This is a genomic window from Clostridium sp. UBA5712 (assembly GCF_002419845.1).
In the GTDB taxonomy this organism is placed as follows: Bacteria; Bacillota; Clostridia; order Clostridiales; family Clostridiaceae; genus Clostridium_J; species Clostridium_J sulfidigenes.
The window spans coordinates 18434-31149 of sequence record NZ_DIGW01000001.1 but is presented as its reverse complement, the minus strand read 5'-3'; the positions used below and the strand labels follow the sequence as shown (position 1 = coordinate 31149).

General features: G+C 28.3%; 13 protein-coding genes. 3 read left to right on the top strand and 10 right to left on the bottom strand.

The genetic code is table 11. From position 1 onward, the window contains the following. Positions 1-115: 115 nt before the first annotated feature. The 8 genes from B3B03_RS00150 to B3B03_RS00115 form a co-directional block, all read right to left on the bottom strand. Complete coding sequence (locus tag B3B03_RS00150) at positions 116-2035, bottom strand: bifunctional 4-hydroxy-3-methylbut-2-enyl diphosphate reductase/30S ribosomal protein S1 (RefSeq protein ID WP_150844231.1); 1920 nt, start codon at positions 2033-2035, stop codon at positions 116-118. Between the two features lie 58 nt (positions 2036-2093). Beyond that, on the bottom strand, positions 2094-2756 hold the full coding sequence (gene cmk / locus B3B03_RS00145; RefSeq protein WP_346848091.1) for a (d)CMP kinase: 663 nt from the start codon (positions 2754-2756) through the stop codon (positions 2094-2096). Positions 2757-2851: 95 nt separating this feature from the next. Beyond that, positions 2852-4069: an NAD(P)/FAD-dependent oxidoreductase gene (locus B3B03_RS00140; protein ID WP_346876179.1), complete on the bottom strand. Its 1218-nt coding sequence runs from the start codon at positions 4067-4069 to the stop codon at positions 2852-2854. A 233-nt stretch (positions 4070-4302) separates the two neighbouring features. Beyond that, positions 4303-5655, bottom strand: coding sequence for an NADP-specific glutamate dehydrogenase (gdhA, locus tag B3B03_RS00135; protein WP_346876178.1), 1353 nt, complete (start codon positions 5653-5655; stop codon positions 4303-4305). 244 nt (positions 5656-5899) lie between these two features. Next, complete coding sequence (locus B3B03_RS00130) at positions 5900-6787, bottom strand: MurR/RpiR family transcriptional regulator (RefSeq protein WP_035132970.1); 888 nt, start codon at positions 6785-6787, stop codon at positions 5900-5902. Positions 6788-7003: 216 nt separating this feature from the next. Then, positions 7004-7546, bottom strand: coding sequence for a class I SAM-dependent methyltransferase (locus B3B03_RS00125; protein ID WP_346876177.1), 543 nt, complete (start codon positions 7544-7546; stop codon positions 7004-7006). Beyond that, positions 7539-8267, bottom strand: a complete 729-nt coding sequence (locus B3B03_RS00120; protein WP_346848088.1) for a pseudouridine synthase — start codon at positions 8265-8267, stop codon at positions 7539-7541. The genes B3B03_RS00125 and B3B03_RS00120 overlap by 8 nt, the downstream gene beginning before the upstream one ends. Before the next feature lie 136 nt (positions 8268-8403). Then, a complete protein-coding gene (locus B3B03_RS00115) occupies positions 8404-8556 on the bottom strand; it encodes a hypothetical protein (protein WP_156964331.1) in 153 nt (50 codons plus the stop codon). A 188-nt stretch (positions 8557-8744) separates the two neighbouring features. Between B3B03_RS00115 and B3B03_RS00110 the strand changes: the two genes are divergently transcribed. Then, the gene (locus B3B03_RS00110) at positions 8745-9848 is read left to right on the top strand and encodes an iron-containing alcohol dehydrogenase family protein (protein WP_346848087.1); all 1104 of its coding nucleotides are present in this window, start codon (positions 8745-8747) and stop codon (positions 9846-9848) included. A gap of 108 nt (positions 9849-9956) precedes the next feature. Here the strand turns inward: B3B03_RS00110 and B3B03_RS00105 are convergent, their stop codons facing one another. Both B3B03_RS00105 and B3B03_RS00100 read right to left on the bottom strand, forming a co-directional pair. Next, on the bottom strand, positions 9957-10517 hold the full coding sequence (locus tag B3B03_RS00105) for an N-acetylmuramoyl-L-alanine amidase (RefSeq protein WP_346848086.1): 561 nt from the start codon (positions 10515-10517) through the stop codon (positions 9957-9959). A gap of 109 nt (positions 10518-10626) precedes the next feature. Further along, complete coding sequence (locus tag B3B03_RS00100) at positions 10627-11004, bottom strand: PadR family transcriptional regulator (RefSeq protein WP_346848085.1); 378 nt, start codon at positions 11002-11004, stop codon at positions 10627-10629. Between the two features lie 206 nt (positions 11005-11210). Between B3B03_RS00100 and B3B03_RS00095 the strand changes: the two genes are divergently transcribed. Continuing rightward, on the top strand, positions 11211-12044 hold the full coding sequence (locus B3B03_RS00095) for a PHP domain-containing protein (protein ID WP_346848084.1): 834 nt from the start codon (positions 11211-11213) through the stop codon (positions 12042-12044). Between the two features lie 45 nt (positions 12045-12089). After that, complete coding sequence (locus tag B3B03_RS00090; RefSeq protein WP_346848083.1) at positions 12090-12407, top strand: DUF1540 domain-containing protein; 318 nt, start codon at positions 12090-12092, stop codon at positions 12405-12407. Positions 12408-12716 lie beyond the last annotated feature (309 nt).

Sequence of the window (12716 nt, the reverse complement as noted above, 5' to 3'; positions counted from 1 at the left end):
CTTTTGAATCTATATATATATTATAATCCAAATTTAAATAATATAACCATTTTTAGTATATTTATTTTAATTTAAAATAGAAGATACCCCAGTATAGTGTATCTTCTAAAAATTTTTATGCTTCTAAATCTTTAATGCTAAGTCCAATTTTCTTTCCTTCAGCATCTACTTGAGTTATAACAGCTTTTACGATCTCTCCAATTTTTAAAACATCTTCAATTTTTTCAACTCTCTCATTAGAAATTTGAGATATGTGGACTAATCCATCTATACCTTCTTCTAATTCAACAAATGCTCCAAATGGTGCAAATCTTACTACTTTTCCAGCAACAACATTTCCTGTTGGATATTTTTCATTAATATTATTCCATGGATTTTCACTTAACATTTTAACACTTAGAGCTAATTTGTTATTTTCTCTATCAACTTCTAAAACACCAACTTTAATAATCTGACCAACTTTAAATAATTTTGATGGGTTATTAACTTTATTCCAAGACATTTCTGAACTGTGTAATAAACCATCTATACCATTAATTTCTACAAAAGCTCCAAAAGCAGTTAATCTTTTAACTTCACCTTCAACTACCATTCCCTTTTCTAAAGAAGCCCATGTAGTAGCCTTTTTAACTTCATTCTCCTTCTCTAAAAGTTCTCTTCTTGAACCAACTATTTTAACTCTATTTCTTTCTCTAGAATACTCTATAAGTTTTATATCAAAATTTTGTCCTATATACTTAGACAAATCACTAACTCTACTTAATTCTATATGAGATGCTGGTATAAATACTCTTTCTCCTTCAAATAAAGCTACAAGTCCACCTTTTACTTCTTGTTTAACTTGAACATTTATTATCTCTCCATTATCAAAAGCAGCCTTTAACACTTGTTGTTGTTCAGCTCTTAAAACCTCAGTTCTTGATAATACAACTAATCCATCAGAATTTTTTCTGTTTATTACTTTTGCTTTAATAACATCTCCTACTTTAATTTGTTGATTTAAAGGAGTTTCATTGTCTCTAGAGTATTCCTCTGCTGTTACTATAGCCTCAGTTTTTGTACCTATAGTTAAATATGCTTCTTTTTCATTTACTTTAAATACTTCACCTTCTAAAATACTTCCTACAGATATGTTGCTAGTATCCTTAAAATATTTATCATAAAGGTCCATATCCTCTTGACTTATATCGTTTTGTTTTTTCATTTTACTAATAGCCTCCTCAATTACGTACTCTGGAGTTGACGCCCCAGCAGTAATTCCAATTTTATTTATATTTTCATTCCCTATCATATTTAAAAGTGAAGAATCTACTTTTTCTACATGATAAGTATTTTCACAATTTTTTTTGCAAATTTCATAAAGCTTTGTAGTATTTGAACTATTATATCCGCCTAAAACTATCATTAAATCAACCTCTTTAGAAAGTTTATTCGCTGATTCCTGTCTTTCTTCTGTGGCATTACATATAGTGTTAAAAGCTACTATTTCTTTAGCTAATGATATTATCCTGTTCAAAACCTTTTCCCAATTACTTTGCTTTTCTGTAGTTTGGGAAACTACACATACCTTGCTCTTAATTGCATCTATGTTTTCTCCATCCTTAGATATAATAGCTGTATCATTACACCACCCATTAATCCCTATGACCTCTGGATGCTTATCATCACCAACAATAATTATATTATATCCTTTGTTATAATACTCCTCAACTTTTTGTTGTATATTTCTCACATATGGACAAGTCCCATTTTCTATTATAACATTATTCTTTCTTAAATGGTCAAATACATTTTTGCCAACACCATGAGATCTTATTACTACAACATCATTTTTTTTAAGATTATATGCTTCTTCTAGAGTTATAGAATGAATACCTTTTTCCTCTAAGCTTTTCACAACATCATTATTATGGATTAATGGCCCTAATGTGTATATATCCTTATTATATTTTTCTCTCAATCTTATAGTCTCTTCAACTGCTCTTTTTACTCCAAAACAAAAACCTGCTTTATTTGCAAGAGTTACTTCAGACATATTATCCTCACCTCTAATACCATTTACTATAAAACAAATTATTTTATATTACACATGACTATTTATCTACATTTATATATGATATGTACTTAGATATGGCATCTACTACTTCATTTATACCCATAGTAGAAGTATCAATCTCTATTGCATCTTCAGCTTTTCTTAAAGGATCTACTTCTCTATTTGAATCAATGTAATCTCTTTTTTTTATATCTTCTAATATATTATTATAATCTACTTTTACATTCTTGGCTATAAGCTCATCATACCTACGTTTAGCTCTTTCTTCTGCCCTAGCTGTCAAGAATATTTTTAAGGATGCATTTTTAAGTACTACTGTGCCTATATCCCTACCATCCATGATTACATTGTAATTTTTAGCTATTTCTTGCTGCATTTCAACTAGCTTTTGTCTAACCTCTAGTATAGATGCATATCTCGACACATTATTAGTAACTTCAATACTCCTTAACTCATCAGTCACATCTATATCATTAACAAATAGGTTATCATTATCAAAATACATCTTCAAAGTATCTATAAGTTCACATAAATCACCTACTTGATTAGGTTCAACACCCTTTCTCATTGCAAATAAAGTAACTGCTCTGTACATAGATCCAGTATTTATGTACATTAAGTTATATTTTTCTCCTATTAATTTAGCTATAGTACTTTTTCCTGCTCCAGCAGGACCATCAATAGCTATTGATATTTTCATAGTTTCACTCCTCAGTTATATAGTTACTATCAATCTATAATTTAAATAGATGTTTTTAAACTATAAATTTCTCAATAATAACTTTACTTGTATATTTATATCTTACTTCCTGCTATAAAACCTGTAGAAATAGCAATCTGTACATTATAGCCTCCCGTATAAGCATCTACATCTATTACTTCTCCAGCAAAACTTAGGTTAGAAACCACCTTGGATTTCATTGTAGACGGATCAATTTCTTTTGTATCAATGCCTCCAGATGTAACTATTGCTTCTTCTATAGACCTTAATCCTCTTACATCCATTGTAAGATTTGAAATAAGATTTAGAAAAAACTTACGTTGTTCTTTTGTAATACTATTTACCTTTTGATTTTCTGGTATTTTACTTAAATTAATCATAATAGGAATTAATTTTTGTGGAAATAAATCATTTAATGCATTCTTAAAGTCCTTATTATTATACTTTAAAAAATCCTTTTGTATTCTTAAATCTAACTCTTTTTCGCTAAGTGCAGGCTTAAGATTTAATACAATCTTATACTTTTCACCTGGTTTTATTAAACTGCTTGCACTAAGACATAATGGACCAGAAATTCCAAAGTGAGTAAATAACATTTCACCTTGATCTTTAAAAATAATTTTATTGTTCTTATCTAATAATGTAAGTTGTACATTTCTTAGTGATAAACCTTGAAGGTCTTTTACCCAAGCTTCATTAATTTCAATTGGTACTAAGGACGGTTTTATAGACACTACATTATGACCCAAACTTTTGCAAAATCTAAACCCATCACCATTAGATCCAGTTTGAGGATATGAAGCCCCGCCAGTAGCTAAGATTACATTATCACATTCTATATAATCATCATTATCAAGGATTACTGAAGTAATCTTATTATTTTCAACTTTTAATTCTTTTACAGCAATTCCAAGTTTAATTTCAATATTTTTCTCCATTAAAGTTTTTTCAAAGGCTTTTATAATATCTGAAGATTTATCTGAATTAGGAAAAACTCTATCCCCTCTCTCTACTTTAAGTTCAACTCCTCTTTCATTAAAAAACTTAATAGTATCCTCATTGGTAAATGTATAAAGAGCACTATATAGAAAATGAGGATTAGTTGGAATATAATCAAAAAACTCACTAATATCCTTATTATTAGTTACATTACATCTACCTTTCCCAGTAATAAACAGTTTTTTGCCAAGTTTATTATTCTTTTCTATTAATATAACCTTATTGTTTTTACTTGCTGCTATTGCAGCCATCATTCCAGCTGGACCTCCACCTACAACTACTACTTGTGCCAAAAAATCACCATCTCTTCTGTTTTATTTTAAATATATTCCTATATTATAATTTAATATAAAATTCCTAATTATTCAATGAATTTATTTTGTTAACTAAAATTTTATTCTACGTTTATTAGTAGAGTTTAATTATAATAAATTACATTTAAAACTAAAATCCTTGTCATATCACATGAAAAAGGAGAGAATTTAAAAATTCCCTCCTTTAATATTAAAACTATTTTAATTTAATATTAAATATCTCCTTGAGCATGCATTGCTTCAGCAACTTTCATAAATCCAGCAATGTTAGCACCAGCAACTAAGTTGTATCCAAATCCACATTGTTCAGCTGCATCCATAGCATTTTTATGAATTGTTACCATTATTTGATGAAGTTTTTGATCCACCTCTTTAGCTGTCCAAGATATTCTCATACTGTTTTGTGCCATTTCTAATGCAGAAGTGGCAACTCCACCAGCATTAGCAGCTTTAGCAGGTCCAACTATTAATCCATTAGCTAAGAAGTATTCAACTGCTTCGTTTGTACATGGCATATTTGCAGCTTCACATACAAATTTAATGCCATTAGCAACGATTTGTTTTGCATGTTCTATATGAATATCGTTTTGAGTTGCGCAAGGCATTATGATGTCAACTTTAACACCCCAAGGTTTTTGTCCTGGGAAGAATTCGCATCCAAATTTATCAGCATAATCTTGAACTTTATCTCTACCTGAATTTCTCATTTCAACTAAGTAATTAATTTTCTCTGGAGTAGTTATTCCATCTTTATCATAGATATAACCATCTGGTCCAGATAAAGTAACAACTTTACCACCTAAATCAGCAACTTTTTGGCATGCTCCCCAAGCAACGTTACCGAAACCTGAAACTGCAACTGTTTTTCCTTTGAAGTCAGTTCCTTCATGTTTAAGCATTTCTTCACAGAAATAAGTAACTCCAAATCCTGTTGCTTCTGGTCTTACTAAGCTTCCACCATAAGTTAAACCTTTTCCAGTTAAAACTCCATTTTCGAAAGCTCCTCTAATTCTTCTATATTGACCATATAAGTATCCGATTTCTCTTCCACCTACACCGATATCTCCAGCTGGAACGTCCACATCTGGTCCGATGTGTCTTTGTAATTCAGTCATAAACGCTTGACAGAATCTCATGATTTCAGCATCAGACTTGCCTCTTGGATCAAAGTCTGAACCACCTTTACCTCCACCTATTGGAAGTCCAGTTAATGCATTTTTAAGAATTTGTTCAAATCCTAGGAACTTGATAATTCCTAAGTAAACAGATGGATGGAATCTTAATCCACCTTTGTAAGGTCCTATAGCTCCATTAAATTGTACTCTAAATCCTCTATTTACTTGAGTTTTACCATTGTCATCTTTCCAAGATACTTTAAACATTATTTGTCTTTCAGGCTCACAGAATCTTTCTAATAAGTTAGACTCTACATATTCTGGGTGCTTATCAAGTACAGGCCCTATAGAGTTTAAAACCTCTTCAACAGCTTGTATAAATTCTGGTTCAGCGCTGTTTCTTTTTTTCACGTTTTCTAATACTTGCTCAATATAAGCTTTAGTATCCATAGTATCAATACCTCCTAAAATTTAAACAAAATTATTTATATAATTTACTTTTTGTATGATAACACACTGAAGTAAATCTTTACATGTAATATATATTCTATGTATTTGCTTTTTTTCCTTCTTTTTTAAAAACATTTTAACAGATTTATTGCAAATACTAAAAACGATTACATGCCTTTATTTACATAATAGAATACTTTTGTATATAAATCAACATAATTTTATAAAAATTTAGACATAAAAATTAAAACTTGTTAATATCTTTATTTGTTTTGTAGGAATAAATTTGATATTCTTGCCATACTTGCTCAAGTTCTGTGAAGGTTTTAGATATTTTGTCCTTTTCCTTTAATCCTACAGCTATAATAAGAGCATTAATAACACTTAGTGGTGCCACTAAAGAATCAACAAAGGAAGCCATATTACTTTCAGCTATTAGTACATAATCAGCTTTAGTTGCTAACGGAGATAAAACGCTATCTGTAATTGCAACAACATCAGCTCCCCTTGACTTTGCATAATTAAGGGTTTCAACAGTTCTCATAGCATAACGTGGGAAACCTATACCAATGACACAGTCTCCTTCACCTAATGTTAGCATCTGTTCAAAAATATCACTCATCCCGTAAGATACGATTTTTACATTGTCTAATATTAAATTTAAATAAAATCCTAAAAAGTCTGCCAATGCAGCGGAACTTCTTAATCCTACAATATAAATTTTCTTAGAGTTTAAAATACTATTAACTGTACTTTCGAAAGCCTCATAATTTATTTTTTCCATTGTTGCTCTAATATTTTCTATATCTGATTTTAATACTCCTTTTAAAGCGTTATTAGGAATAATAAAATCATTAGATAATTCTATTCTTTGAGCTGTGGTAAGTTTGTTTTTTATAAGTTCTTGTAGCGCCTTCTGGAGTTCAGGATATCCTTCATAACCTAATTGGTTAGCAAATCTAACTACTGTTGATTCACTTACACCAACGCTTGCTCCTAGCTTCGCAGCAGTCATAAATGCTGCTTTATCATAATGCTTTAAAATATATTCAGCTATGAGCTTCTGCCCTTTACTTAACCTTGAAAACTTAGTTTGTATCATTCTCATTAAATCAGTATTATTATTCTCCATCACTTAACTCCTTTTAAAAGATTATAAAGTATATAATTCATTTTACTGAAAAATGAATTATATACTTCATATTAACACAGTATGGATTATCCTTCAACATAAAACTTCTATGATTATTAATTTTATGAATTTTTTCCTATATAAGAGATAATTATAAACTTATAACATAGTTTAAGTTTCTGTATTAAGTATTGTAAAATCACTGTTTTAGAGCAATCACTTCTTTTCAATGACTAATAAATATGGAGCCCTTTCACTCCTATTTATAACTTTATGAATCATTACTCCATACTTATTTTTTGGTAGAGAACTTGCATATTTTAGTATCTGTTCACTTTCACGAAGACCTTCATTATGACCAATGTATACTGATACAATGGCAAAACCTCCATTTTTTAATATTTTTAAAGTTTCTTTAATACTTTTTAGTGTAGATTCAGCCTCCGTAGTTATTGATTTGTCACCACCGGGTAGAAAACCTAAATTATATATGGCTACATCTATTTCTTCAGTTATATGTTTTTCTATATTTTCATGAGAATCACAAATGAGTTTTACATTATCTTTGTTCTTTTTCTTATATTCTTCTATTGCTACTGATTGAATATCAAATGCATAAACTTTTTTAAAGCTCTCACTTAGAAAATCACAATCTCCACCATTCCCAAGAGTCTCATCTACCGCTATATTTTTATCCACCACAAAATTTTCAATTATATAGTGAGATAGATCTGTTATATTTCCTAAGTATTTAAACATTTTTATCTCCTCCATTCTTTAGGTATTGTATTTCTATTTCACTTAGGTATCTCCATTGACCTTCTTTTAACCCTGTATCTAATTTTATTTCACCAATTGAAACTCTCTTCAAACTTACAACTGGATGTCCAATTGCTTCACACATTCTTCTCACTTGCCTATTTTTCCCCTCATGGATAGTTATAGCAACTTCACAACTATTTTTATATTTTTTTAACACTTCACATCTTCCTGGTGCAGTAATATAATCCCCAATATCAATTCCTTTTTCAAATTTATGTATTTCATCATCATTGATTATTCCTTTTACTATAGCTATATAAGTTTTATTAATAGAAACTCTTGGGTGCATTACATTGTTATAAACTTCACCATCATTAGTTAGAAGAATTAATCCAGAAGTATCATAATCCAACCTTCCAATAGGATATATCCTTTCATCTACTTTTACAATATCCAATAAAGTTTTTCTACCTCTATCATCCTTTACAGATGATATATATCCTGTAGGCTTATTAAGTGCTATATATATCTTTTTTTCTTCTGGTTTTATTACTTTGTCATCTACTCTAACTTCATTAACTCTAGAGTCAATTTTTGTTCCTAATTCCTTTACTATAATCCCATCAACTTTAACTCTGTTAGATAATATTATTTCTTCACATTTTCTTCTAGAAGCAACACCACATCTAGCCATATATTTTTGTAATCTCTCTTCCATCTTAAACTTCCCTTCATAACTCTAATAAAAAGAATTATAATTTTTATTAACAAAAAAATCAATCCAACTAAACAATAAACCGATAACTCTACATATTAATATTTTGTAGTGTTACCGGTTTAAGTATAACCTAGACTTATTTAAATTGATTTAAGTGAGAATTAGGTTGCTGTTCCATATATCCTGTTTTAGAATTTCTACTGTCATTTGATTTGTCATTCATAGAAGTTAGTTCACCATTCACCTTATTGGAAGACTTCTTAGGTTTGTTTTGCTTATTCTTAGCCATAAAGCTCACCTCCCTATTAACTATTATTTTCAAAATTAATTTAAATATTCAATAATAATAGATCTTACAGATAAAAATTTATAATAAAGTTATCCTTCTAATGAATTGAGAAAACTTGTAATAGATGCTATATTAAAATATAAGATAAAATTTTAATATTACAATTAACTTTAAGGAGGAATAAAATTTTGAGTAATCCAATATTTTTTATGCCAACAAAGATTATATGTGAAGAAAACGCAATAGCAAATCACGGTAGTATAATGAATTCTTTAGGAAGTACTGCTTTAATAGTAACTGGTAAACATTCTTCTAAAACTAATGGTTCTTTAAACCATGTGGTAAATTCCTTAAAAGAAAACAATATAGATTATCATATATTTGATGATGTAGAAGAAAATCCATCTACAGAAACAATTATTAAAATAAAATTATTCGCCCAAGATAAAGGTATCGATTTTATTATTGGAATAGGTGGAGGTTCACCTATAGATGCATCTAAAGCTGCCGGAGTTCTTCTTTTTAATTCACAAGCCACTATTGAAGATTTATTTACAAATTCCGCTCTTAATTCTCTTCCAATCGTTGCAGTTCCTACCACTGCTGGAACTGGAACCGAAACTACACCTTACTCTATATTAACAGATCATAACATTAAAAATAAAAGAGGTATTTGCCCTAAAATTTTTCCTGTAGTATCTTTTTTAGATGCTACTTACTTGATGGATACACCTAAAAATGTAACAATAAATACTTCTATAGATGCACTTTCACATTTAATAGAAGGGTATTTATCTACTAATTCTAACTGCTTTAGCAATGCTCTTGCAGAAAGTGGTTTAAAGATATTTAGTGAATGTATTTCATATATATCTTCAGAAAATATTCCCTTTAAAATACGTGAAAATTTATTAATAGCATCCTCTATTGCTGGTATGGTAATTTCACAAAGCGGCACATCTATTCCTCATGGAATGGGATATTCATTAACTTATTATCATAATGTACCTCATGGTAAGGCTAATGGAATTCTTTTAAAAGAATATCTTAAAATATACGCAAATAATTCTAAGGATAAAGTGGATAAAATCATATATTTATTGAACTTCTCAAATGTAGATGAGTTTGGAAACTTTATAGATGAATTATTTTCAAAGGATTTGAAAATAACCCTTGATGAATTAAAAAATTATACTTCTTACATGAATTCCAATAAAGCAAAACTTAAAAATCATCCCTATCCATTAACCTATGAGGATATACTTAGTATTTATATAAAAAGTATAAAATAATATTAGACCCATTAGAATTAATCTACTAATGGGTCTAATATTTTCTTCATTTATAATTGCTCGTTTAATATATATATTTTTGAAACTATCAAAATAAATATTGTTAAATTAATCCATGTCAGTACACTCAATATCTAGTTGAGAAAGAATACCTTTCGCTATAGCTTTTCCAAATTTCTTTTGATTTTCAATAGTACTAATTATCTTATTATCTTCTTCATTATCTATAAAAGCACACTTGATAATAATTGCATCCATAATAGTGTCTCTTATTAAAGGAAAATAATCTCTTCCACTTTTATTCATTCGATTATAAATTTTAACTTGATTCTGACCAATATTCATAATTTCATTACAAATTTTTTTTGTAAGCTCCAACCCTTTACCATTATATATAGAATAAATTATTTCACCTCTATCTCCTCCACCTACATTACAATGGATAGAAATAAAATAATCTGACATATTATTATTTGCCATAGTAGTTCTTTGAGAAAGTCCTAGATATTTATCAGCATCTCTTGTCATTTGAACTTTTATCCCATGTCTAAGTAGCTCTTTCTCACATTCTATAGCTATAGTTAGTGTAATGTCTTTTTCTATTAGATCACCATAAACGCCTCCTGGATCGCTTCCACCATGTCCAGGGTCTAAGGTTATCTTATACATAATTAAAATCCTCCCATTAATTAATCTCTTCATATATAATATTCTTTAATATTACATATGTGATTAATAATAGGAATGAGCCATCTTTGAATAATGCTATAAAACTTGTCTATTGTTTCTTATAAATTTGATTTAAAACATTATTATAAATAGAAATATTATATTCTATGGCATGAAAATAATCTACCTTTATTTTTTTATAGTGTTCTATACCTTCATCGGTAATTTTATATAAACGTTTATTTTTTCTATCAAAATCTTCCCATTTAGCTGTAAGATATAAATTTTCCTCCAAATCTCTAAGAAGTGGATACACCAACCCATTAGAAACTTTAGTAAAGTTTTTATTTATATAATTCACTATTTCCAATCCATATTCCTCATTATTTTCATATATTAAATAATGTAGGATATATAATTTTACAAGCTTTGTAGTATTTATTCTATTATCTAATGTTGCAATTCTTTTTCTTGTTTCACCTTTCATTTTTATCTCCTTTAAATTTATTAAGTATTTTTCATTGTGACTTTATTATATAACTTTATTTCAATTATGACAATTATTTTTATGATGCAATAGAGTAATATCTATAGAATTTTCTTTCAACTTATATAGTATAAATAATACTACACTTAAGATATAATAAATCTATATTATTATATCTATTTACTATACAAAGGAAGGAGATATTTATGAATATTATAGCAGAGTTTCACTGTCATACAACTGCATCTGATGGGAGGTTCTCCCCTTCTCAAGTAGTTGAAATGGCTAAAAATAAAAATGTTGAACTTTTATCTATAACAGATCACGATACCACTGAAGGTATTAGCGAAGCTTTAAATAAAGCTAATGAAATTTCCCTTAATTTTATTCCTGGAATAGAGTTAAGCTGTAATCACAATGGAGAAAGCATACATATCTTAGGATATTTTAAAGGAAATGATTATAAAGATGAAACCTTAATTAAATTTCTTAATAATTTAAAGAGAAACAGGGAAACTAGAGCCTCATCTATAGTTAAAAATCTAGATAAATACTTTAACATTAAAATAAATGTAGATGATGTTTTAAAAATTGGTAATGGTGTTATAGCTAGACCTCACATAGCACAAGCCATAGTAAATGCTGGATACCCCTTTGATTTTCAACATATTTTTGACAAATTTATAGGAAATGATAGCCCTGCCTATGTTCCTAATAAACATATATCCATACCAGAAGGAATTGAACTTCTTAAAAAGTATAATTGCATTGTAATTCTAGCACATCCTAAACTTATTAAAAAAACACCTATTAAAAATATATTAAATTATGATTTTCATGGTATTGAGGCACTGTATTATCAAAACTTTAAAAGAGAAACCGATGAATTTATATCCTTAGCTAAATCAAGGGATATGATAATAACTTGTGGTTCTGATTTTCATGGAATTTCTAAGGATGATACTAAACACGGTAGCATTGGAGATATGTTTCTTAGTGAGGAAGATTTTAAGAAGTTTATGATTTTGTATAAAAAATAGAATAATTAGGTATACTAAAGTAAAATTATTTTCGGAGGAGATAAAATGGTTTTACTTCAATGTTCAGTTCACAACTGTATACATAATAATTCCAACTACTGTAATTTAAATCAGATAACCATTGGGGGTTCCAATACCTATCAACCTGATGGTACAAATTGTGAAAACTTTATAAACAAATCAAGTGCATTAACAAACTCTATAAGTATAAATACTCCTTATTCTAATGTAAATTGTAATGCAGAACAATGTATTTATAATAAAAAACTCAAATGCACTGCGAACTCTATTGATATTTCTGGTTATACCTCATCTACTAGTGAAGAAACCTTATGTGCTACCTTTCAATATAACCCTAACTAAGTATTTACCTTTAGATAAGTGTAAGTAGTAATAATAAGTATAATTATTACTTACACTTATTATTTTTATGCAGTTAACTCATTAATAATTATTAATTCCTATAGCTAAAAATAAATTAGTAAATAACTTTTCATATAACTCTCTTATGTAAGTTCAGTTTAAAAATAATATATTATCAATCAAATGTCATAGTACAAATATCTATATATTTTTACATTTCCTTGAAAAACATTATATTTTTTTAAAGTTAAATACAATATTTATGTATAATTATGTTGCATTATAGGGAAAATTTATGTATAATTATAC